Here is a 22,214-nt window from a genome sequence, read left to right as displayed (position 1 = left end):
GAGGGTTAGGGGGCTTAGAAGAGGACATGTGGACGGTAATGTACATCGCACCTACCGCCAGAATAGCGGAGAGGATCAAAACAAGGCTTACGGAAGAAGGCTTTCTCGTTCAAGCGCGTCCCGTCAATTTGTCCAAGCAACAATTTGAAATTCTGGTGCCCTCGGGTGAATTAGAAGAAGTGCAGGAAGTATTTAATTCCATTTTGCATCCCTAAAGCAAATATGAGCTATAGATTGTAATCCTATGCAATAATGAATCAAGCAAATTCACGGCTGGAGAGGTGTAGTTGTGTTTAAAGACTTGTTCCAGAAAAAGAGAAAATATGCGACCATTCCATCGGAACGATTGGGTCGCGAAGATATGGCCGGTCAAGGTGAACGGCCTCGTCGGGAGATTCCAGAAGGACTTATGAACAAGTGCAGCAGTTGCGGCACCATTCAGTACAGTAAGGAATTGGACAAAAATCTTAAAGTCTGTCCGTCTTGCGGATACCATATGCGGTTGAATGCCATGGAGCGTATTCGTTACATATTGGATGAAGGAAGCTTTACGGAATATGATGAGGATCTTATATCGGAAGACCCCCTGCAGTTTCCGGGGTATGCTTCGAAGCTTGAGCAACAGAAATTAAAATCGGGTCTTCGCGAAGCCGTTATTACAGGTCAGGGCACAATTAGTGAATTACCCGTTATTGTAGCAGTTATGAGTTTTGACTTTTTCACCGGAAGTATGGGTTCTGTTGTTGGGGAGAAAATTACCCGTGCTATTGAAGCAGCGACAGAAAGCAGACTTCCGCTTATTATTTTCTCCACTTCGGGTGGAGCCAGAATGCAGGAGAGTATACTAAGTTTGATGCAAATGGCGAAGACGAGTGCAGCGCTATCTCGCTTGGATGAGGCGGGCGGTTTGTATATTTCAGTAATCACGGATCCAACAACAGGTGGAGTTTCAGCAAGTTTTGCCATGTTAGGCGACATTATTATTGCTGAACCTGGGGCAGTATTTGGGTTTGCAGGCCGGATTGTCATTGAACAGACCATTCGTCAGAAACTTCCAGATGATTTTCAGACATCAGAATTTAATTTGCAGCACGGACAGCTGGATATGGTCGTCCATCGTAAGGAACTGAAGAGTACCTTGCATAAGCTGCTTGATCTGCACACTGTGAAAGGAGGAGTCTGAGTGGCAGGAGAAATGCCCTTTGAAACACCTCTTCTAGAAATGCGTAAGAAGATTGATGAATTGAAGCAATTTGGTGAAGAAAAAGGCATTGACTTCAGTGATGAGATCGAACGCCTTGAGCTCAGGTATCACCAAATGGAAGAGGAGATCTATAGTACCATCTCCCCTTCGCAGAAGATGCATCTGGCTCGTAATCATCAGCGGCCGACTTCGCTGGATTTAATTCAGCTCATCTTTACGGACTTCATCGAACTCCATGGAGATCGTATATTTGGTGATGACCTCGCGATTGTAGGAGGGATTGCTAAGTTAGATGGTACGCCGGTTACGGTGTTAGGTCAGCAGCGAGGTAAGGACACCAAAGATAACATTGCTCGTTTCTTTGGTAGCCCGCATCCAGAGGGATTCCGTAAAGGTCTCCGTCTCATGCAGCAAGCGGAGAAGTTTGGCCGACCGATTATTACCTTTATCGATACAAAAGGTGCCTATCCGGGTATAACTGCCGAGGAGAGAGGGCAATCTGAAGCGATCGCCCGAAATTTGAGGGAGATGGCTTCCCTTCGTGTGCCTGTGGTTTGTATTGTGATTGGGGAAGGCGGAAGTGGCGGGGCATTGGGACTTGGTGTAGGAAATCGAGTACTGATGCTCGAGAATGCGATTTATTCTGTTATTTCGCCGAATGGTGCAGCATCGATACTGTGGAAAGATGCGACCAGAGCTGATCAAGCGGCGGAAGCCATGAAGATTACCGCTCAGGACATGCTAGAAATGGAAGTCATCGAAGACATCATTGTTGAACCTAAAGGCGGAGCCCACAAAGATTATGAACAAACTGCAGTAAGCATCAAAGAAAAGCTACTTCTCCATCTCGAACAGTTGTCTTCCTACTCAGCTGAAGAGCTCAGAGAAGACCGCTATCAGAAATTCCGTAAGATAGGAAAATTTGGTACGATTAATAAAAGCGAATCTGCTCCTATTATAGATAGTGCTCATCAGGGCAATGATTGAATATAACAAAGTTCCTATACAAATCATAAAATATGTAGTAGATTTAATTGTTGGAAAAAGAAAATACAGAGAGAACTACCAAAACGGAGGAAACCCAAATGCGCAAAACGAAAATTGTATGTACGATCGGTCCTTCTAGTGAGTCTTTAGAGAACACAAAAAAACTCATTCTAGCAGGTATGAATGTCGCTCGTCTCAACTTCTCCCATGGTGATTTTGAAGAGCACGGTAATCGGATTAAAAATATTCGTCAAGCCAGTGAAGAACTTGGTAAATCAGTAGCTATCTTGCTTGACACCAAAGGTCCTGAGATTCGTACAGGTAAACTCAAAGTTGAACCTATCGAACTAGAACAAGATGATTTCGTTACTTTGACTACCGAAGAGATTCTAGGTGATAAGGACCGTATCTCTATCACTTATCAGGATCTTCCTAGTGATGTTGAACCAGGTTCCACGATCCTTATTGACGACGGTCTGATCGGTCTGACTGTAATTGAAGTTCAAGGCACAGAGATTAAATGCCGTATTGTAAACGGTGGTACGATTAAGAGTAAAAAAGGCGTTAACGTTCCAGGCGTGAATATTTCACTTCCAGGGATTACAGAAAAAGACGCTAACGATATCATCTTTGGTATTGAACAAGGTGTCGATTTCATCGCAGCTTCGTTTGTACGTAAAGCGAGTGATGTTCTGGAAATTCGTGAATTGCTTGAGAAACATAATGCGACTTACATTCAAATCATCTCCAAGATTGAGAACCAACAAGGTGTGGATAACTTGGATGCTATATTGGAAGTTTCAGATGGTCTGATGGTTGCGCGTGGGGACCTCGGCGTTGAAATTCCTGCTGAAGATGTACCATTGGTGCAAAAAATAATGATTGAAAAAGGGAATCGCGTAGGGAAACCGGTAATTACGGCAACGCAAATGTTGGATTCCATGCAACGCAACCCTAGACCTACTCGTGCGGAAGCAAGTGACGTAGCGAACGCCATCTTTGATGGAACGGATGCTATCATGTTGTCTGGCGAGACTGCTGCGGGTAAATATCCTGTAGAATCCGTGCTTACTATGTCTCGTATTGCCGAAAAAGCGGAATCTGCCCTTAAATATCGTGAAATCTTCGAAAAACAAAGTCATGCACAGCAAACGACAGTTACTGAAGCGATCAGTCAGGCTGTTGCGAACTCTGCATTGGATCTGAACGCTAAAGCTATCATTACATCTACGGAGACAGGTTATACGGCACGTATGGTATCCAAATACCGTCCGAAATCTCCGATCATCGCAGTAACAACTGTAGATCAAACGATGCGTCGTCTAGCATTGGCTTGGGGCGTTACTCCTGTTAAAGGAAACCAAGCATCGACTACCGATGAACTGTTCGATCATGCAATGAGTGGTGGAATTCAGTCCGGTCTTGTAAAAGAAGGCGATCTTGTTGTCATTACAGCGGGTGTTCCTCTTGGACGTTCCGGTTCAACTAACTTGATTAAGATCAGCCAAGTGGGTCATTAATCAATTCTAGACTTACAACAGTGAACTAAAGCAATGGTGCATCCGGCAGCGGGGGACCATTGCTTTTTTGCTATATCAAAGCGTTACTTTTTATATAGATAATTCATAATTAAGAGAGGAGTTAATTCATCATGAGTGCACCTTCAGAACATCGTCCAAGCAAATGGTTCACCACATCTTTAAGAGTGCGTTATCAAGAAAGTGACCAGATGTCCGTGGTCTATCATGCCAATTATTTGAATTGGTTCGAGATTGGTCGTACGGAGATGATCCGCGAAATGGGTTTCAATTATCGAGATATGGAAGAAGCAGGAGTACTGCTGCCAGTAATCGATGTACAGATGAAGTTCAGACAACCTGCTCGGTATGATGATGAGATTATGATTTTCACTAAAGTGACAGCTTTTACTCCTCTACGAATTCATTATGAATATGAGATTAGACGTGTCCAACATTCTCCCACTAATTGGGAGATAGAAGAAGGTAGCTTACTTGGTGAACTGTTAGTTACGGGTACTACTCAGCATGTCTGGATCGGGAGGGATTGGAAGCCCAGTAGGCTGGATAAAAAGCTGCCAAAACTGTACAATGCTCTTAAGGAAATACTGCTTACACAGAAGGAGCCATCATAGAATGTTTAAGATACGGAAATGGATGATTTTACTGATTATTGTTGTTCCAATCATAGAGTTCTGGGCTTACGTAGAGGTCGGGGAACGGTTAGGTGTAGGGAAGACCATTTTCTTAACTTTGGCAACCTCTGTTATTGGTGGATTAATGATGCAGTTCGAAGGCCGCAAAGTTCTAGAATCCGTTAAAGAGCAAGTGAATAGCAGGCAAGTTCCAGGACGCACGGTCTTAGATGGGATGTGTGTGTTCATAGGGGGAATTCTGCTCATTATCCCGGGCTTTTTTACTGATCTTATTGGGTTTACCTTAGTTTTTCCTTTGACGAGACCCGTCTATCGACTGTTCTTGCTGCGTTGGGTTAGCAAAAAAATAAAAGACGGAACCATTACGTTCCGCCGTTAATATGAAGATACACTGTTAATATTCAGATTAAAATAGGATGAAAGTATTAAAAAAGCTTCCAGATCCTCTAATTGAGAGGGGTTATGGAAGCTTCTTTTAATTTTGTTATTTAGGTATGCTATTCTGTTTGCCATGCACAATATATTGTCTCAGATCACGGAACACATTCGCCCGATTAATAGCGGAGATGACAACGAAGGATACGGGACCAATAATAAGACCTACCACACCGAACAATTTCAGTCCTACGAACATTCCTATCAGTGTAGGTAGCGGGTCTAGGCCAACACTGCTAGCAAGCACCTTGGGCTCTATGACCTGGCGTGCAATGAGTATAATCCCATAGACAATCGATAGACCAATACCCAGCCGAATATCTCCTGACATATAGGTATAAATGAGCCAAGGTACCATGATGGTACCCACCCCTAGATAAGGTAGCAGATCAACAAACCCAATGAGGATAGCCAAAGCAAAAGCAGAATCGACTCCTAGGATTAAAAGTCCTATAAATACGATGACCGCTGTAATGGAGATCATGATGAATTGAGCTCGTAAATAGCCGAATAGAGCCTTTTGGAGGTCACCCCATACATCACTAATTGTTTTTCGCAAAGGAACAGGCATCCACCCTGTAAATGTTCGAACGTGCCGATCCCAACCTTTGCTGATGAAGAACGTAGCCAAAATGACCACGATTAAAATGACTCCGAGATTTGGTAATGAAGTAAGCAGGCTAACTACGCCGTTTAGAAATCCAGTAACAAAGCGGGTAACTACGGTACTGATAGTCTCGGTTGTCTTATTAATATTTTGAGTAATTGTACTTTGATAATCCGGATTGTTCTGAATGAAATTATTAATCTCACCAATGACATTTTGAATCCCATCGCTTTGGGCCCAGTTCATGAAGAAGCCCTTCCACTCCTCAATGTGTAAATCAAAGGATTCCGTTAATTTAATAATTTCCTTAACAAGACGAGTAACTACTGCAGATAGAACGAGCGCTGTTCCACCGAAGAAGAGCAAGATACTTAGAGTGACCGCTAGCCACTTTGGTAAATGGGCTTTCCGTTGAAGCATGCCGACGAATGGATTCATGGCATAGGCAATGACCCAAGCAATGAGAAAGGGATAAATAAGTGGGAATAGCCAATACACAGCGAGGAAAATGAAGACTATAATACAAAGTACCCATAGTCCGCGTAACATTCTTTTGACAATGAGATTGTCCAATAAGCTATCTCCTTTAAAGTTTAGATTTGGAAGTGTTATGTAGGTTGTCCATTCTTACTTCTATTATAGAATAGTATGCTTTAGAATTACCCTTTATTGCAAATGGATAAACCTGTAGTGCAAGTTTTAAAATCCGATATTATAACTATTTTCAACATTATATATTTAGTATTTAAAATAGTATTAATTGGATATATATGAGAAAAAAATCAGTCAGGAAATTTATTTGGTAAGGGCTTTTCATTACTTTTCCCAAATTATAATTCTTATGAATCGCTTTTGCTGATTACCTAAGCGTTAAAAGTACACAGACTCCCTCGTAATGAACCACAACACAGCAAAGATTATCTTTATATGACCGATAAAACAATTTGATGTTTATTTAATCTAAATAGCTGTTTATTTGTGAGTTGAAATCCAGTATGATGAAATAAGGTTTCATCTGGTGTAACATATAACTTAAGTTTTAAGTTCCCTGATGAGCTTGTTCTTATCGACTTTTAAATTGTAACGGTTTACATTGTGTTAATATTGATTATTTGTTCACAAAGGAGAGATATACGATGACGGCTACCAAGGGCCTAGAAGGCATTGTTGCAGCGACTTCTTCCATCAGTTCTATCGAAGATGGGGTATTAGCATACCGAGGGATTAATATTGATGACCTTGCTGAACATGCTAGTTTTGAAGAAGTAGCATATTTGCTATGGTACGGCGCATTGCCAACTCAGAGTGAGCTGGATCACTTACAACAATTATTTAGTGAATACGCTACCATTCCTTCCGAAGTGATCGATCAACTTCGTCTTTATCCGAAGGATACCAATACGATGGCAGCCTTGCGTACGGGTGTATCTGCACTTGCACTCTATGATGAGACGGCTGAAGATATCAGTCATGAATCTACGCAAGATAAGGCGATTAAGCTTCAAGCTCAATTGCCTACACTAATTGCAGCGTTCGATCGTATTCGCAAAGGACTGGAACCGGTTGCTCCTCGCAAGGGATTGAGCTTGGCCGCGAATTTCCTTTATATGATTTCAGGCGAAGAACCAGACCCTGTAGCTGTAAAAGCATTGGATCAAGCCCTTGTTCTTCATGCAGATCATGAGCTTAATGCATCCACATTCTCAGCACGTGTAACGGTAGCTACATTGTCGGATATTTATTCAGGTGTAACTTCAGCCATCGGAACACTCAAAGGACCTCTTCATGGTGGTGCGAACGAAGCCGTAATGAAGATGTTATCTGAGATTGGAACATTAGATAAGACGGAAGATTATATTCAGCAAAAGCTGGATAATAAAGACAAAATCATGGGTTTTGGACATCGCGTATATAAAAATGGAGATCCTCGTGCGAAGCATCTACAGCATATGTCCAATCAGCTTAGCGAATTGAAGGGCAATTCTACGCTGTATGATATGTCTGTTAAGATCGAATCCATCGTTACCGGCCAAAAGGGTCTGAAACCTAATGTAGACTTCTACTCGGCTTCTGTGTACACCTTACTAGGTATCGAACGTGATTTGTTCACGCCTATCTTTGCAATTAGCCGACTGTCTGGATGGTCTGCTCATATTATCGAGCAATTAGATAACAATCGTATTATCCGTCCTCGTGCGGAATATACAGGCCTATATAATCAGAAATATATCCCTATTGAACAAAGATAACTTGGTAGCTACTTGTCTGCCTTAGTTATGATAAAATATACAGAAGAGGCGGATCTTGGTGGAAGGACTTATCCAAGTTTCACCTCTTCAAATATGTACTGAACATCAATCTATTTATTTTCTAAGAGGAGGAATATCCCAACATGCCGAATTTTGACAAATACGAACTACCTATTGAAGGCGAAGTTATTAAAATTGAGAATGGTAATTTGCAGGTGCCGAACAATCCAATCATTCCATTTATTGAAGGTGACGGAACAGGCCGTGACATCTGGAAAGCTTCCAAGCGTGTATTGGATGCAGCTGTAGAAAAGGCTTATAACGGAGAAAAGAAAATTGCTTGGTATGAAGTATTTGCCGGTGAGAAAGCATTCAATACATACGGTGAATGGCTTCCTAACGATACCTTAACTGCAATTCGTGAATATATCGTAGCAATTAAAGGACCTCTAACTACACCGATTGGTGGAGGTATTCGTTCCCTGAATGTAGCTCTTCGTCAAGAGTTAGACTTGTATGTATGTCTTCGCCCAGTCCGCTACTTTGATGGAGTACCTTCCCCAGTGAAACGTCCTGAGCAAGTAGATATGGTTATTTTCCGTGAAAACACCGAAGATATCTATGCAGGAATTGAGTATCAAGAAGGTACAGAAGAAGTGAAGAAAGTGCTTGCTTTCCTTCAAAATGAAATGGGTGTGAACAAAATCCGTTTCCCAGAGACATCTGGAATCGGTATTAAGCCTGTATCTGAAGAAGGTTCCAAACGTCTAGTTCGTGCCGCTATTCAATATGCTATCGATCATGGACGTAAGAGCCTGACGCTTGTTCATAAAGGAAATATCATGAAATTTACAGAAGGAGCTTTCAAGAACTGGGGCTATGAAGTGGCTGAAGCTGAATTCGGCGACAAAGTATTCACATGGTCGGAGTATGACAGAATCAAAGAAGAATCTGGTGCAGATGCGGCAAATGCGGCACAAAAAGAAGCATTGGATGCAGGCAAAATCTTGGTGAAGGATGCGATCGCTGACATTGCCCTTCAACAAGTATTGACTCGTCCTACAGACTTTGATGTCATCGCTACATTGAACTTGAACGGGGACTACCTATCCGATGCACTAGCTGCACAAGTAGGGGGAATCGGTATTGCTCCAGGAGCTAACATTAACTATTTGACAGGGCATGCGATCTTCGAAGCTACACATGGTACAGCACCTAAATATGCTGATCTTGACGTAGTGAACCCAGGTTCTGTTATTCTCTCTGGCGTAATGTTGCTTGAGCATTTAGGATGGCAAGAAGCCGCTGATCTAATCTATAAAGGCCTTGAGACTTCCATTAATAATAAGACAGTCACTTACGACTTTGCACGTCTGATGGATGGCGCTACAGAAGTGAAATGTTCTGAGTTCGCTAATCAAATGATCAAAAACATGTAGGAGGCTTCTAAAACTGTGGGAATTCAACGTAAAAAAATTACTGTTGTTGGTGCTGGATTTACGGGTGCAACTACCGCTCTTATGCTTGCGCAAAAAGAACTAGGCGATGTGGTATTGCTTGATATTCCTCAATTAGAAAACCCTACAAAGGGTAAGGCGCTGGATTTGTTAGAAGCTAGTCCAGTGCAAGGATTTGATAGTAACATTCTAGGGACGTCCAATTATGAAGATGCAGCGGGTTCCGAAATTGTTATCATCACGGCCGGAATTGCTCGCAAACCGGGCATGAGTCGTGATGATCTAGTAAGCACGAACGCCAGTATTATCACTTCCGTCTGTGAAAATGTGAAGAAGTATTGCCCAGATTCTATTGTTATTATCTTAAGTAATCCAGTAGATGCTATGACTTATGCTGCATTTCAAGCCCTTGATTTCCCGAAGAACCGTGTGATTGGGCAATCTGGCGTGCTGGATACAGCGCGCTACTGCACATTCATCGCGCAAGAGCTGAATGTATCTGTTGAAGATGTTCGTGGATTTGTTCTGGGTGGGCATGGTGATGACATGGTACCTCTCGTTCGGTATTCGAGCGTGGGAGGCATCCCTATCGATACACTCATCCCGAAAGATCGCATCGAGTCCATTGTACAGCGTACACGAGTAGGTGGAGGCGAAATCGTTAACCTTTTAGGTAATGGTAGTGCGTACTACGCACCCGCAGCTTCTCTAGTACAGATGGCAGAAGCGATACTGAAAGACAAGAAACGCATTATCCCGGTCATTGCACTCCTTGAAGGAGAATATGGTTATCAAGATCTTTTCCTAGGTGTTCCTGCTATACTTGGGGGGTCCGGAATTGAGAAGATCTTTGAACTGGAACTAACTTCGGATGAGAAGGCAGCGCTGGATCAGTCTGCGGATTCGGTTCGCGCGGTAATCCAAGTTGTTCAAGGCTAAATCATAAATCTAAGCAAAGCCCATATTATTCCTAATCGGAATGTATGGGCTTTTGTTATGTTCACGGATTGTCCACAACCCTTGCATACACTTCTAATGTTTCCTTTTCAATATCTCAAAAACTGGATATAATAGATTGGAATGACTCTAAACTAGCTATAATTGAAAGGTGGCTACTATTTTGAACGTGTATCAATTTGTATTGTTCCTGCACATTCTCGGTTCACTAGCGCTTGGGTTTTATTTAATCCTTCCGTTCGTTCTCGGGCCCGTATTTAAGCTAGCAACTCCTGCACAAGAAGGTGCAGTAACTGCTGTTCGTACAGCAAATCGTTTTGGTCAATATGGTCTCGTTATTCAGCTCCTCTCAGGCGGATATATGATGAGCAAAGAGGAGTATCCTGTAGCTTGGATGGTCATCGTTGTTGTCCTATTCGTAGCCGCAGGTGCGCTTAGCGGAATTATTGGCAAACCGCTTCGTCTGGCGATTGAAGGCATTCGTCAAAAGAAAGAGGTACAAGCTCATTTCAATAAGGTGCGTACCCTTAGTACGGTTCTGGCGATTGTTGTCTTGCTGATCGTATTTGTGATGGTATATCCTAATCTGTTCGCTTAAATCTAACCCAAAGACTGTACTTCTTGCTGATAGACTAGCGAGAAATACAGTTTTTTTATTGTATTCACCTAGGACGCTTAGGGCTATTCATGTGACCAAACAACTAGAAAAAAGTTGTGATATTCAAAAAAATAAATAATTGAAAATCGTATCCAATATCAGGGCAAGAGCCCTATTTTAGAGAAAAAACTTATACAAAAACCCCTATGCCTTCAGCAAAGAAGGATGAGGGGCTTTTGTAGGATCATGTCAGGACGTAATCTTCTTGCAGATGATCTAAATGAGTGAACATAATTTTGAGCATATCCAGCACCATTTGTTTCTCCCTTAAGGATCGTTCAGCCATGATCTGGCGGACTTGTTCTGTAAAGTGATCTTCACGGAGCATAACAGAATCTTGTAGTAAATAGTCAATCGTTACACCTAGTTCATTCGCTAATCGAATGAGGGTATCGAGGGAAAGGCTACGTTCACCACGTTCAATTTGTCCTATGTATGCATCGGATACATCGATCTTTTCTGCCAGTTTTTCTTGGGTTAAGTGCATCTTCCGGCGTTCCTGGCGAAGCCGCTTGCCGAGCGAATCATAGTTCATATAACCCCTCCTAGTATAAAAGTAGTTAAAATGAGAGGTAAACTTAATAAGCTGTAGGTTGTATTAGGATTTACTTAGAGTTTTATTTGGGTTAATATGGAATCTGTTTCCTACCGATATATAATATTACCAACAAATGAGGTGATAAAATGCTATATTCTCATATTCAACCTAAGGTCTCTATTATTTTTGCTATTAAAAATGAAGGATTAAATGTGCTGACTACCCTTGAGTCTTTGAAAGTTTCCCTTACGTTATTGCCTTTTGAAGTTATTATTGTAGATGATCAATCTATAGATTCATGTTGCGAATTTCTGTTCGGTTACAAGTTCCCTACACCTATCCACTATGTAAAGACCGCGGGAGCTGGTCCAGCTGAAGCTCGTAATATTGGAGCAGCCCGAGCGAAGGGGGAGATACTGATCTTCTGCTCTGCGTATATGTACTTTAACGATTACTGGATGGACCAACTTGCGGAGCCTATTCTTGAGAGGCGAGTGGACTGTACTAGTCCAAGCATATCTTTGTATAATGCCCAAGGTCGAATTGGCTATGGACAAAAGCTTATCCTTCCTGAAATGAGAACCGAATGGATTCTAGAATCTTTAGACTCTGCTTCGGCCGCCATTATGCCATGGGAATGCATAGCTGTCGGACAATCTGCTTACCAAAATGCCCAAGGTTTTGAGGAAGGGTTCAAGGAAGGTCCTGCAATTGCTGCCGAATTCTCTTTGCGCATGAGACTGTTAGGGTTTAGTTGTAGCATCGCTCCAGACGTAAATGTTCAACTGATGAAAAGAACACTTTTTCCATACATAGCTCCTGAAGATTGTAGTGGTTATCATTTACTGCGAATGGCCTACATGCATTTCAATGAAGAGCGACTTGCCAAGTCACGAGATGCTATCTCTACTCCTGAAGATGTGCATATGTGGGAGACGCAGATTCTTGAAGAAGGTGTATTAGAACAACGGGAAAGGTACTTGGCCTCTCGGCAGTTCGATGATACATGGTTTTTCGAAAGGTATCATATTTATTTTTAAGTATATTTTTGCCTCAGGCTCTGGTTTGGATCCCCTAGTAGGTGGTAATTATGTTCATTAGTATGACAAGCATAATCACTCTACGAATGGGAAGGAGAATGAATCATGCCGGAGCAACTACCTCCAAAGCAAACGTTACCCCCACAACACCAATCTCAGCGCCCGGGTGTGGAGCACCAGATGGATCCACTTCCTGTATATAGTACTGAAGCATACCATGCCGCGGGCAAACTTACAGGGAAGAGAGCACTCATTACCGGAGGAGATAGTGGGATCGGACGTGCCGTAGCCATAGCTTATGCAAAAGAGGGCGCAGATGTCGCCATTGTCTATTTAAATGAACATGAAGATGCTGAGAAAACCAAGCAGGAAATCGAACAGATCGGTGCCAAAGTTCTTTTGATTCCAGGTGACATTGGAGATGAATCCTTTGCCAAAAAAGCCGTGGAACACACTGTAGAACAGTTGGGCGGTCTAGATATTCTCATTAATAACGCTGGAGAACAGCATCCACAGGAGAATATTGAAGACATTACCGAGGAACAACTGGAGCGGACGTTCCGTACAAATATCTTTGCGATGTTCTTTTTGTCCAAAGCAGCGATTCCACATATGCAGAAGGGAAGCTCCATTATTAATACGGCTTCTGTAACGGCCTACAGAGGGAGTCCAGCCTTACTGGATTATTCCTCCACCAAAGGAGCAATCGTAAGCTTTACCCGTTCGTTATCTATGAATTTGGCTGGAAAAAAGGGGATTCGCGTAAATGCTGTAGCTCCTGGTCCCATATGGACCCCTCTGATTCCTTCTACTTTTGATGAGAAAAAAGTAAGTACCTTTGGTTCTGACGTCCCCATGCAGCGGCCCGGTCAACCGGAGGAACTAGCAGGGACTTACGTGTTCCTTGCTTCTTCAGATGCTTCCTACATTAGCGGTCAGGTAATCCATGTTAACGGGGGAGAAATTGTCAACGGATAAAAGCTACATGAAAAGAAGTAATGAAAGAAACATGATATTTCCTTGATGTCTGCAACATAAAAGACATCAAGGTTTTTTTAGTTTGAGATGCTTACAATTCCGGCTGATCCCCTGATAATTCATCTAACGTTAATTCAAATCCTGGCACAAATTTTTCTTGAAAATAGCGAATTTCAGGCATGTTTAAGCTTTCTAGCTTTAATTGTAACTGGAGCTTAGCTGCTGCAAACTCTCGATTGCCAGAGGCTAGTTCCCAAGCGCATTTCAAGTAAGCATCTAGGCTGTCTGCGGCTTTGACATACGTTCGAATCTCATAATCGACATCCTGTTCAGGTTCGGGATGCAGAATGGGCGCATAGATATGTTTAAGCTCCGTAGGAATCATACTGATTAGTCGCTCGGCAGCAATACCTTCCATCTCTCGAAAGCTCGACAACAACTTGGGATTATGGTGCTTGACAGGGGTAGGAATATCTCCTGTGAAGACTTCTGTCGCATCATGGAACAATGCAAGTGTAGCAGCTCGGTCTGCATTCAACTGCTTATCATAGACTTGATTTCCTATTTCACAGAGCAGATGTGCAAGAATAGCCACATGAAAGGAATGTTCTGCCACATTCTCAGAAGAAGTACTTCGCATTAGACTCCAGCGCTGAATCGCGCGCAGACGATACATATATGCAGAGAAATGATAACTCATGACTTCCAACTCCTTCTTAACAAAAAAATAGACATGATAACACTGCGAACACATTTGCTATTATAATACTAATCAACAGCTCTTCAACAATACTTGCTTAATAACTTCATCAAAAAGGAAGATACAGAACCTATGAAGACATTTCGGACCCGCCTATCTTTAATTTTAATGAGCCTGGTTGGCATTTCGATGTTAGCCGCAGGAATCTCCATGGCTCAAGTGTTCAAAAGTTCTCATATTCAGGCCTTAGAAGAAAATATGGCCCGGGAAATAAATTTGTTGTCGAATACGACAACACTTCCGAAATCGAGAGATATAGCGTACTTTACGGATACAGCAAAGCGCCTAGATCATTTGATCGATTCTCGTGTAACGTTTATTTTGCTGAATGGAACCGTAGTGGGTGATTCTGAGAGTGATGCTCGTAAAATGAAAAACCATCTCGATCGCGAGGAGATTAAGTCTGCTGCAGCCCCAGGTTCTGTAGGACAGGCAATACGTTATAGCACTACGATTCATCAGAACATGCTGTACGTAGCTAAGCATATTACGACAAAAGATGGTTTTGATGGATATGTCCGACTATCGATGAGCCTTGCTGCTGTACAAGAAGGGATGCAAAAAGGGTGGTCGCTTATGATTGGCGGACTCGTACTCTTGTTCCTCTTGGCTGCGCTTGTGAGCTACAGGGTGGCTATGGGTCTCACTCGTCCTCTAGAACAAATTACAAAAGTCGCCCACCGCATCTCCAAGTTAGATTATGACGCGCGAGTTGATTTTGAGCGAAAAGATGAGATAGGTCAGTTGGGACTAGCCATTAATGGCATGGCCGACAGTCTCCAGCAACAAGTGAAGCATATCCGTGATAACGAAGATCTACTTCAAAGCGTCCTTTCGAATATGACGGGTGGCATTGTTATGGTAGATACGGATAACCGGATTGCTCTTGTGAATCTAGAAGCGGAGCGGATGCTTAGAATGAAAAATGTGGATATCATTGGGAAGTTGTACCATGATATCAAGCGAAGCTATGAACTTACGAAATTCATGGATGAAGGTATTGCAAGTAAAGAGTACCGAAGAGAAGAACGTACAATCTATGATCCAGAAGAAAAGATCCTACATTTCGATAGTGTGCCCATGTTCGAGAATGATGGATGCTACCGAGGTACTTTATTTTTGCTCCAAGATGTAACAGAGATTCGTAAGCTTGAAGTCATGCGAAGTGAATTTGTAGCCAATGTGTCGCATGAGCTAAAGACCCCTATAGCGGCAGTAAAAGGTTTTGCGGAGACGCTCCTTAGTGGTGGGGTCAAGGATGAGGATGTGGCACGCTCATTCCTCCAGATCATCTACGATGAGGGAGATCGGTTGAACCGTTTGATTGGAGATATTTTGGAATTATCGAAGATTGAATCTAGACGTGTTCCTTTGGAGTATGAGCCCGTGCATGTGCGCAGTCTACTTGCTAGTATCTTTGAAGTACTAGCTTCATCAGCGAAGAGCCATTCCATTGTACTTATGATGGAAGTGCCGGATGAGCTATACATGGAAGCAGACGAGGATCGACTGCGTCAGATTTTTATGAATCTATTGTCTAATGCGATAAGTTATACTCTTGAAGGAGGCAGAGTCAAGGTTAGCGTAGAGACGGTGGGCGAAGGCGAAGATGAGAATATTCGCTTCCTCATAAGTGACACTGGAATCGGCATTCCAAAGAAAGATCTACCTCGAATCTTTGAGCGCTTCTATCGAGTTGATAAGGCTCGTTCACGAAGTTCAGGGGGAACCGGATTGGGACTGTCGATTGTGAAGCATCTTGTTGAGCTGCATCACGGAACTGTCCGCGTGGAGAGTAAGACGGGTCAAGGAACGACCTTTATCTTGGATTTACCTCTACTTCACGAATTGAATTAGTTCAGGGATAAACTTATCTATTTTACACAACGTTAACACTGTCATGGTATGCTTGCGCTGTGAACAGTATCCAATCAGATTCATCAGCAACTATATGTATTTGAAAATGGGGGTACCGAACGGTTATGGCACAACGATTACTCGTTATAGAAGATGAGCCCACTTTATCCAGACTTCTTTCTTACAATTTATCTAATGAAGGTTATGATGTGACCGTAGAAGAACATGGTCAGGTGGGGTGTGAGACGGCACTTCGTTCTGAGTTCGATCTGATCTTACTCGATCTCATGCTTCCGGGAATGAATGGATTTGAGATTATGTCGAAGCTGCGTAGTGAAGGTCTGAAGACGCCGATCGTAATCCTCACAGCCAAAAATGCAGAAGAAGAAGTAGTACAAGGATTAAAGTCAGGGGCAGATGATTATATCACCAAGCCATTTGGCGTGGCAGAACTGTTGGCACGTGTAGCGGCGGTTCTCCGGCGTTCGACTGGACAAGATGAGCGAGACAAGATTCCACTTCAACCCGAATCCCAGATTTCACTAGGAGAACTTCGAATTTTCCCAGAGAAATATGAGGTAACGCTTAGCGGAGAGTCCATTTCCCTGCGTCCAAAAGAATTCGAGGTTCTCTTGTATCTAGCGCGCAAACCTGGCGTTGTCATGACAAGAGACGATCTAATGAATGCTGTATGGGGATTTGACTACATCGGTGGCCAGCGGACTGTGGATGTACATGTAAGTTCTCTTAGAAAAAAGCTGGAGCTAGATCCACAATCTGTACATATTGACTCCATTCGCGGCGTGGGTTACAAACTGGTCGTGAATAAGAAAAAAGGTGCCCTTCATTTCAATTGAAATGGGGCTTCTTTTAGATTTTACATTGCGTTAACAATTGTGGTTATTGCTCTTTACATAATCAAGCTAAGATCAATTGGAGTGTAAAGTGAAGGAGAAGTGACATGGAACCGATCATTCATATTGACAAACTAAATTTGTATTACAGTTCTTATCATGCTTTGAAAGATGTATCTATGGATATTCCAGAGAAAGCCATTACTGCGTTCATTGGTCCCTCCGGCTGTGGTAAATCCACTCTACTTCGGACCCTGAACCGGATGAATGATATGATTTCAGGAACTCGTATTGAAGGTAAGGTACAGATTGGTGGAACGGATATTTATAGTGAAGATGTACATGTGGAAGCGTTGCGTAAGCAAGTCGGTATGGTTTTCCAGCAGCCAAACCCGTTTCCTAAGTCGATCTATGACAATATAGCTTATGGACCACGTCTCCATGGAGTGCGCAATAAAGCAGAACTAGATCATATTGTAGAGACAAGCCTGAAGCAATCTGTACTTTGGGAAGAAGTGAAAAATTTCTTGAAGCGTTCCGCATTAAGTCTGTCTGGTGGACAACAGCAACGTCTATGTATTGCAAGAGCGTTAGCTGTTCAACCGGATATTTTGTTGATGGATGAAGCAACCTCAGCTCTCGACCCGATCTCAACGCTAAAGATCGAAGAACTCGTACAAGAACTGAAGGACAAGTATACTATTGTTATGGTTACGCATAACATGCATCAAGCTGCCCGGATTTCGGGGAGAACGGTCTTTTTCTTAAATGGTGAAGTAGTGGAAGCAGATGATACCAAGACGTTGTTCTCTACACCACAGGATTCTAGAACAGAAGATTATATATCCGGCCGCTTCGGTTAAGGGCATAAGGAGGCAACCTAATGATTCAAAGAAAAGAGTTCGACCAGAATTTAGATGAACTTCGTCATCTGCTTCATGCTATGGGAGATCATGTTAAGGAGGCGCTTCAAGGAGCCGTGGAAGCACTCCAGACGAAGAATATCGCGAAAGCCCAAGTGATTGTAAAACGTGATGTTGAGCTTAACTTAATGGAAGATCAGATCATGGAGATTGGATCACGTCTCATCGTGACTCAACAACCGGTAGCTAAAGATTTGCGCCGTATTATCGTTGCCTTCAAAATTTCCAGTGATCTGGAGCGAATGGGCGATTTGTCTCTAGATATTGCAAAAGTAACGCTGCGCTTAGAAGGTCAAGATCTAATCAAGCCTTTGGTAGATATCCCACGTATGGCGGAACTTGCGGGGATCATGATTGACGAATCACTGAAGTCTTATTTAGATGAGAATACAGACCTAGCTTACAAAATGGCCCAAGATGACGACGAAATCGATCATCTCTACAGCCAAATTACACGCGATTTGCATAGTTATATGATTGCGCATCCGGATAATGTACAACAAGCAATGTTGCTTATTCTTGTTGGCCGGTATATTGAACGGATTGCTGATCACGCGACCAACATTGGAGAGAGTGCGGTATACTTGGTGACAGGCAAACGTCCAGATCTCAATAGTTAGATTGCGCGACACATAAGCTTAAGGGATATCAGACCTTCTGATATGCTCTTGAGCTTTTTTTGTACCCTTGAGCTTTTTATTCTATTGAGAATCCTCTTATGCGTTAAGGTGAGCTAATGTGGAAATAAATAAACTTGAGCACACAATCTCTAACTTATACAGATTAGACATGAATTACACAAATAATGAGAGTTGGACATATATCTCCTATCCCTAAATATATGCTCAATTATGACCGCTAACCTTCTCACTGACCTTGTCGTTACAATTTCTTAAACCGATAAAGCTTGTGTTATTATAGGTAAAGATAGGTATGAAGGGACGATGCCAAGTATGGATAAATTGATTCTGATTGACGGCAACAGTATTATCTACCGGGCATTTTTTGCGATGCCGCCTTTGACAAATACGAAGGGTCAGCATACGAACGCCGTATACGGTTTTACGAATATGCTTCTGAGATTAATTCAAGATGAGAAGCCTACACATATGATGGTAGCCTTTGATGCAGGTAAAGAAACTTTCCGACATGAAGGCTATAAAGACTACAAGGGTGGACGGGAGAAGACGCCGCCAGAATTGTCTGAGCAGTTCCCTATGCTTCGTGAACTGTTAAAAGGGCTTAACATTGCGCAATTTGAGCTAAGTGGGTTCGAAGCGGATGATATTATTGGTACGGTAAGTAAAATGGCGGATGATCAAAATAGACAGGTTCTCGTCGTCAGTGGTGACAAGGATATGCTGCAGCTGGCTTCGGACAATGTAAAAGTTGTACTTACCCGTAAAGGGGTAACGGAACTCGAACCTTATGGAATTGCGGAAATTAAGGAGCGGTATGGTCTCACACCCGCACAAATTGTGGATTTGAAAGGGCTTATGGGCGATACTTCGGATAACATTCCAGGTGTGCCTGGCATCGGGGAGAAGACGGCGCTTAAGCTCTTGCATCAATTCGGTTCGGTAGAGGAAGTTCTGAGTCGTACGGATGAGCTCAAGGGAAAACAAAAGGAAAATCTGATTAATCATGCAGATGATGCGCGTATGAGTAAGCAGCTTGCTACGATTTTTAGAGAGGTTCCGGTAGAGCCATCATGGGAAGATATGGTTTTTTCTGGAATTGATGAAGAGAAGGCGGCTCCTGCGCTACGTAAGTTGGAATTCAAATCCCTACTTGAACGTTTGAATTTTGCTGTGCATGCGGGCTCAAGTGTAGAAGAGGGAGCTACGTCTCGCCCGCCACAAGCTCCAGTTGATGTGGTGTTACTTGATGAAGCAGGGATACCAGCGATGCTTGATCTTCTGAGTGATATTGATGTTCTTCATGTAGAGACCTATGGCGAGAACCCTCACCAAGCGAGTCTAATTGGTATTGCCTTGTCTTGCGAAGAGCGTCACTTTTATGTGCCCTTAGCGTTATTAAAATCAGAAGCAGCAACTCCAATACGCCAGTGGCTGGCTGATCCCAAGTCGCCGAAGAAGGGGTACGATCTTCATCGGATGGATCTTGTGCTTCACTGGCATGATATTGCCTTTGAAGGGGCGGCTTTTGATATCCAGCTAGCAGCTTATCTACTTGATCCGACGGAGAGCAATCAGACTTTAAGTGGGTTGGCTTCAAAATATGAATTGCCATTTTTGGCTCCAGATGATGAGATTTTTGGTAAAGGCGCTAAGTACAAAATCCCTGCCGATGATGTACTAGGACAGCATCTTGCGTACAAAGCCGCAGCGGCGCAGCTTCTAATACCTCTTCAAGAAGAGGAACTTGCTAGAAATGAGATGAATCATCTCTTTTATGAGCTAGAAATGCCCCTTTCACGGATTCTAGCCGATATGGAGAAGCAAGGGATTGCAGTGAACCGGGATGCGCTTCAAGCGTTAGGAAAAGAATTTGAAGGTCAGATCAGCAAGTTGGTCCATCATATTTATGAGTTGGCGGGAACCGAATTCAATATTAATTCACCTAAGCAATTAGGGGAGATATTGTTCGACAAGCTAGGACTGCCTGTGATGAAAAAGACGAAGACAGGCTACTCCACGGATGCGGAAGTGCTGGAGAAGCTTGCACCTTATCATGATATCGTGCAGTCTATTCTCTCTTATCGTCAATTGGCGAAGCTTCAATCCACTTACGTAGAGGGTCTGCTCAAAGAAATTCGTCCACAAACGGGCCGGGTACATACGTATTATCGTCAGACGATTGCGGCTACGGGGCGCCTTAGTAGTCAGTTCCCTAACCTGCAGAATATCCCGATTCGTATGGAAGAAGGCCGAAAGATTCGTAAGGTATTCGTTCCTTCTGAATCAGGTTGGCACATCCTGGCGGCTGACTATTCGCAGATTGAGCTGCGGGTGCTGGCGCATATTTCAAATGACGAACGTCTAAAAGAAGCTTTTATCAACGATATGGATATTCATACGAAGACGGCTAGCGATGTGTTTGGCATACCTGCCGATCAAGTGGACTCCGATATGCGGCGCTCAGCGAAGGCGGTAAACTTCGGAATTGTGTATGGAATTAGTGACTATGGATTATCGCAGAATTTGAACATCACTCGTAAAGAGGCGGCTCAATTTATAGACCAGTATTTTGAGGTCTTTCAAGGAGTTCGTAAATATATGGTCGATATCGTAAAGGAAGCCAAGCAAGATGGCTATGTGACTACGCTTCTTGAGCGTAGACGGTATTTGCCTGAGATCAATGCTTCTAACTTTAACCTTCGCTCCTTTGCGGAACGCACGGCGATGAACACACCGATTCAAGGAACCGCAGCAGATATTATTAAGCTTGCTATGGTGCTGATGAATGAGGCCCTCAAAGAACATAAGCTCAAGAGCCGAATGTTATTGCAGGTACACGATGAATTAGTATTTGAAGTGCCAGAAGATGAACTTGAAATCATGAAAAAGTTAGTTCCTGAGACGATGGAAAGAGCGTTACCGTTATCCGTTCCATTGAAAGCGGATGTGAGTGAAGGACTGAACTGGTACGAAGCCAAATAAAGGTGCTGAGGAACAGGACATTTTCCGGTATAATAGAGGTTGAGGTGAAGTCATTATGCCGGAATTACCGGAAGTAGAAACAGTCAGAAGAACATTGAGTGAGCTGATTACAGGCAAAACCATTCAGAACGTAACCGTGTCGCTACCCAGAATTATTCAGCGACCAGATGATATAGAGCATTTTGCCTTGGAGTTACAGGGGCATACGATTACAGATGTAGGACGTCGAGGGAAATTTTTAAGGATTATTATGGACGGATTGGTCCTTGTCTCTCATCTTCGGATGGAAGGGCGCTACGGGGTCTATGAAAGTGAAGAGCCGATAGAGAAGCATACGCATGTCATATTCCATTTCACAGATGGAACAGAGCTTCGCTACAAAGATGTGCGCCAGTTCGGCACGATGCATTTATTCCACCCTGGGGAGGAACTTACGCAGAAGCCACTGATGAAGCTTGGGCTTGAACCTTTAGATGATGGATTTTCATTAGAAGCATTCACCGAAGTCATTGGATCTCGCAAGACGAAGATTAAAGTGGCGTTACTGAATCAGGAATATGTAGTGGGGCTGGGGAATATTTATGTGGATGAAGCCTTGTTCAAGGCGGGCATTCATCCGGAGAAAGTGGCTTGTGAACTTAGTGGACAAGAACTGGCTCGTCTCTATGCAGCCATTGTTCAGACTCTGTCTGATGCAGTGAAAGCTGGAGGATCTTCGATTAAATCCTATGTGAACGGACAGGGTGAAATGGGAATGTTCCAACATGCTCTGCAGATTTATGGGCGTAAAGCTCAGCCCTGCGTAAATTGTGGAGCTCCTGTAGAAAAGTCCGTCGTAGGTGGACGTGGCACACACTATTGTCCAAGCTGTCAGCCCTTTGTGGCTGCTGTGGCAAAAAAGAAGCAATAATGAG

The 22,214-nt window shown here is 43.1% G+C and carries 21 protein-coding genes; 18 read left to right on the top strand and 3 right to left on the bottom strand.

Translation table 11 applies throughout. The annotated features are described in order from the left end of the window. The first annotated feature begins 26 nt into the window (after window positions 1–26). The 6 genes from J2Z69_RS17660 to J2Z69_RS17635 all read left to right on the top strand — a co-directional run bounded on the left by J2Z69_RS17660 (window position 27) and on the right by J2Z69_RS17635 (window position 4,743). Complete coding sequence (locus J2Z69_RS17660) at window positions 27–215, top strand: glutamate decarboxylase (RefSeq protein WP_209865769.1); 189 nt, start codon at window positions 27–29, stop codon at window positions 213–215. Window positions 216–289: 74 nt separating this feature from the next. Continuing rightward, entirely contained in the window at window positions 290–1,183 is an 894-nt protein-coding gene (gene accD / locus J2Z69_RS17655) for an acetyl-CoA carboxylase, carboxyltransferase subunit beta (protein WP_209865767.1), read from the top strand. Continuing rightward, window positions 1,184–2,191, top strand: coding sequence for an acetyl-CoA carboxylase carboxyl transferase subunit alpha (gene accA / locus J2Z69_RS17650; protein WP_209865764.1), 1,008 nt, complete (start codon window positions 1,184–1,186; stop codon window positions 2,189–2,191). A gap of 98 nt (window positions 2,192–2,289) precedes the next feature. Further along, window positions 2,290–3,711 carry a pyruvate kinase gene (pyk, locus tag J2Z69_RS17645; protein ID WP_209865759.1) on the top strand — a complete coding sequence of 474 codons (1,422 nt, stop codon included), beginning with the start codon at window positions 2,290–2,292 and terminating at the stop codon, window positions 3,709–3,711. A 131-nt stretch (window positions 3,712–3,842) separates the two neighbouring features. Continuing rightward, the gene (locus tag J2Z69_RS17640; RefSeq protein WP_209865756.1) at window positions 3,843–4,343 is read left to right on the top strand and encodes an acyl-CoA thioesterase; all 501 of its coding nucleotides are present in this window, start codon (window positions 3,843–3,845) and stop codon (window positions 4,341–4,343) included. 1 nt (window position 4,344) lies between these two features. Beyond that, window positions 4,345–4,743, top strand: a complete 399-nt coding sequence (locus tag J2Z69_RS17635) for an FxsA family protein (protein WP_245339440.1) — start codon at window positions 4,345–4,347, stop codon at window positions 4,741–4,743. A gap of 105 nt (window positions 4,744–4,848) precedes the next feature. On the opposite strand, the gene ytvI is transcribed toward J2Z69_RS17635, so the two are convergent. Then, window positions 4,849–5,979 (bottom strand): sporulation integral membrane protein YtvI, encoded by a 1,131-nt coding sequence (ytvI, locus tag J2Z69_RS17630; protein ID WP_209865753.1) that lies wholly within the window; start codon window positions 5,977–5,979, stop codon window positions 4,849–4,851. 563 nt (window positions 5,980–6,542) lie between these two features. Between ytvI and citZ the strand changes: the two genes are divergently transcribed. The 4 genes from citZ to J2Z69_RS17610 all read left to right on the top strand — a co-directional run bounded on the left by citZ (window position 6,543) and on the right by J2Z69_RS17610 (window position 10,667). Then, complete coding sequence (gene citZ, locus J2Z69_RS17625) at window positions 6,543–7,655, top strand: citrate synthase (protein WP_209865750.1); 1,113 nt, start codon at window positions 6,543–6,545, stop codon at window positions 7,653–7,655. A 143-nt stretch (window positions 7,656–7,798) separates the two neighbouring features. Then, on the top strand, window positions 7,799–9,094 hold the full coding sequence (gene icd / locus J2Z69_RS17620; protein ID WP_209865747.1) for an NADP-dependent isocitrate dehydrogenase: 1,296 nt from the start codon (window positions 7,799–7,801) through the stop codon (window positions 9,092–9,094). A gap of 15 nt (window positions 9,095–9,109) precedes the next feature. Beyond that, entirely contained in the window at window positions 9,110–10,051 is a 942-nt protein-coding gene (gene mdh, locus J2Z69_RS17615; protein ID WP_209865745.1) for a malate dehydrogenase, read from the top strand. Window positions 10,052–10,238: 187 nt separating this feature from the next. Continuing rightward, on the top strand, window positions 10,239–10,667 hold the full coding sequence (locus J2Z69_RS17610) for a hypothetical protein (RefSeq protein ID WP_209865936.1): 429 nt from the start codon (window positions 10,239–10,241) through the stop codon (window positions 10,665–10,667). 244 nt (window positions 10,668–10,911) lie between these two features. Here J2Z69_RS17610 and J2Z69_RS17605 read toward each other — a convergent pair whose 3' ends face one another. After that, a complete protein-coding gene (locus tag J2Z69_RS17605; protein ID WP_209865742.1) occupies window positions 10,912–11,262 on the bottom strand; it encodes a helix-turn-helix domain-containing protein in 351 nt (116 codons plus the stop codon). Between the two features lie 149 nt (window positions 11,263–11,411). Here J2Z69_RS17605 and J2Z69_RS17600 point away from each other — a divergent pair, with 149 nt between their 5' ends. After that, window positions 11,412–12,305 carry a glycosyltransferase family 2 protein gene (locus J2Z69_RS17600; protein WP_209865740.1) on the top strand — a complete coding sequence of 298 codons (894 nt, stop codon included), beginning with the start codon at window positions 11,412–11,414 and terminating at the stop codon, window positions 12,303–12,305. A 105-nt stretch (window positions 12,306–12,410) separates the two neighbouring features. Next, the gene (locus tag J2Z69_RS17595) at window positions 12,411–13,283 is read left to right on the top strand and encodes an SDR family oxidoreductase (protein ID WP_209865737.1); all 873 of its coding nucleotides are present in this window, start codon (window positions 12,411–12,413) and stop codon (window positions 13,281–13,283) included. A gap of 91 nt (window positions 13,284–13,374) precedes the next feature. Here J2Z69_RS17595 and yfbR read toward each other — a convergent pair whose 3' ends face one another. Beyond that, entirely contained in the window at window positions 13,375–13,983 is a 609-nt protein-coding gene (gene yfbR / locus J2Z69_RS17590) for a 5'-deoxynucleotidase (RefSeq protein ID WP_209865734.1), read from the bottom strand. Between the two features lie 132 nt (window positions 13,984–14,115). Here yfbR and pnpS point away from each other — a divergent pair, with 132 nt between their 5' ends. The 6 genes from pnpS to mutM all read left to right on the top strand — a co-directional run bounded on the left by pnpS (window position 14,116) and on the right by mutM (window position 22,210). Beyond that, complete coding sequence (gene pnpS / locus J2Z69_RS17585) at window positions 14,116–15,900, top strand: two-component system histidine kinase PnpS (protein ID WP_209865730.1); 1,785 nt, start codon at window positions 14,116–14,118, stop codon at window positions 15,898–15,900. Between the two features lie 125 nt (window positions 15,901–16,025). Continuing rightward, window positions 16,026–16,757, top strand: coding sequence for a response regulator transcription factor (locus J2Z69_RS17580; protein WP_209865728.1), 732 nt, complete (start codon window positions 16,026–16,028; stop codon window positions 16,755–16,757). 104 nt (window positions 16,758–16,861) lie between these two features. Continuing rightward, window positions 16,862–17,617, top strand: coding sequence for a phosphate ABC transporter ATP-binding protein PstB (gene pstB, locus J2Z69_RS17575; RefSeq protein WP_209865725.1), 756 nt, complete (start codon window positions 16,862–16,864; stop codon window positions 17,615–17,617). A gap of 20 nt (window positions 17,618–17,637) precedes the next feature. Next, a complete protein-coding gene (gene phoU / locus J2Z69_RS17570; protein WP_209865722.1) occupies window positions 17,638–18,297 on the top strand; it encodes a phosphate signaling complex protein PhoU in 660 nt (219 codons plus the stop codon). A 333-nt stretch (window positions 18,298–18,630) separates the two neighbouring features. Continuing rightward, complete coding sequence (gene polA / locus J2Z69_RS17565) at window positions 18,631–21,300, top strand: DNA polymerase I (RefSeq protein WP_209865720.1); 2,670 nt, start codon at window positions 18,631–18,633, stop codon at window positions 21,298–21,300. Between the two features lie 55 nt (window positions 21,301–21,355). Further along, on the top strand, window positions 21,356–22,210 hold the full coding sequence (mutM, locus tag J2Z69_RS17560; protein WP_209865717.1) for a DNA-formamidopyrimidine glycosylase: 855 nt from the start codon (window positions 21,356–21,358) through the stop codon (window positions 22,208–22,210). Window positions 22,211–22,214: the final 4 nt, after the last annotated feature.

Origin of the sequence: Paenibacillus shirakamiensis, from assembly GCF_017874255.1 — a bacterium.
Classification (GTDB): domain Bacteria; phylum Bacillota; class Bacilli; order Paenibacillales; family Paenibacillaceae; genus Fontibacillus; species Fontibacillus shirakamiensis.
The sequence above is the reverse complement of the archived record's forward strand: the minus strand, read 5'-3'. Positions and strand labels throughout refer to the sequence as shown.

Coding starts and splice junctions, on each gene's coding strand:
- icd (WP_209865747.1), top strand. CDS start 7,799: ATGCCGAATTTTGACAAATACGAACTACCTATTGAAGGCGAAGTTATT.
- citZ (WP_209865750.1), top strand. CDS start 6,543: ATGACGGCTACCAAGGGCCTAGAAGGCATTGTTGCAGCGACTTCTTCC.
- pnpS (WP_209865730.1), top strand. CDS start 14,116: ATGAAGACATTTCGGACCCGCCTATCTTTAATTTTAATGAGCCTGGTT.
- pyk (WP_209865759.1), top strand. CDS start 2,290: ATGCGCAAAACGAAAATTGTATGTACGATCGGTCCTTCTAGTGAGTCT.
- J2Z69_RS17595 (WP_209865737.1), top strand. CDS start 12,411: ATGCCGGAGCAACTACCTCCAAAGCAAACGTTACCCCCACAACACCAA.
- J2Z69_RS17580 (WP_209865728.1), top strand. CDS start 16,026: ATGGCACAACGATTACTCGTTATAGAAGATGAGCCCACTTTATCCAGA.
- J2Z69_RS17660 (WP_209865769.1), top strand. CDS start 27: ATGTGGACGGTAATGTACATCGCACCTACCGCCAGAATAGCGGAGAGG.
- yfbR (WP_209865734.1), bottom strand. CDS start 13,983: ATGAGTTATCATTTCTCTGCATATATGTATCGTCTGCGCGCGATTCAG.
- J2Z69_RS17640 (WP_209865756.1), top strand. CDS start 3,843: ATGAGTGCACCTTCAGAACATCGTCCAAGCAAATGGTTCACCACATCT.
- J2Z69_RS17605 (WP_209865742.1), bottom strand. CDS start 11,262: ATGAACTATGATTCGCTCGGCAAGCGGCTTCGCCAGGAACGCCGGAAG.
- J2Z69_RS17635 (WP_245339440.1), top strand. CDS start 4,345: ATGTTTAAGATACGGAAATGGATGATTTTACTGATTATTGTTGTTCCA.
- polA (WP_209865720.1), top strand. CDS start 18,631: ATGGATAAATTGATTCTGATTGACGGCAACAGTATTATCTACCGGGCA.
- phoU (WP_209865722.1), top strand. CDS start 17,638: ATGATTCAAAGAAAAGAGTTCGACCAGAATTTAGATGAACTTCGTCAT.
- pstB (WP_209865725.1), top strand. CDS start 16,862: ATGGAACCGATCATTCATATTGACAAACTAAATTTGTATTACAGTTCT.
- mutM (WP_209865717.1), top strand. CDS start 21,356: ATGCCGGAATTACCGGAAGTAGAAACAGTCAGAAGAACATTGAGTGAG.
- J2Z69_RS17600 (WP_209865740.1), top strand. CDS start 11,412: ATGCTATATTCTCATATTCAACCTAAGGTCTCTATTATTTTTGCTATT.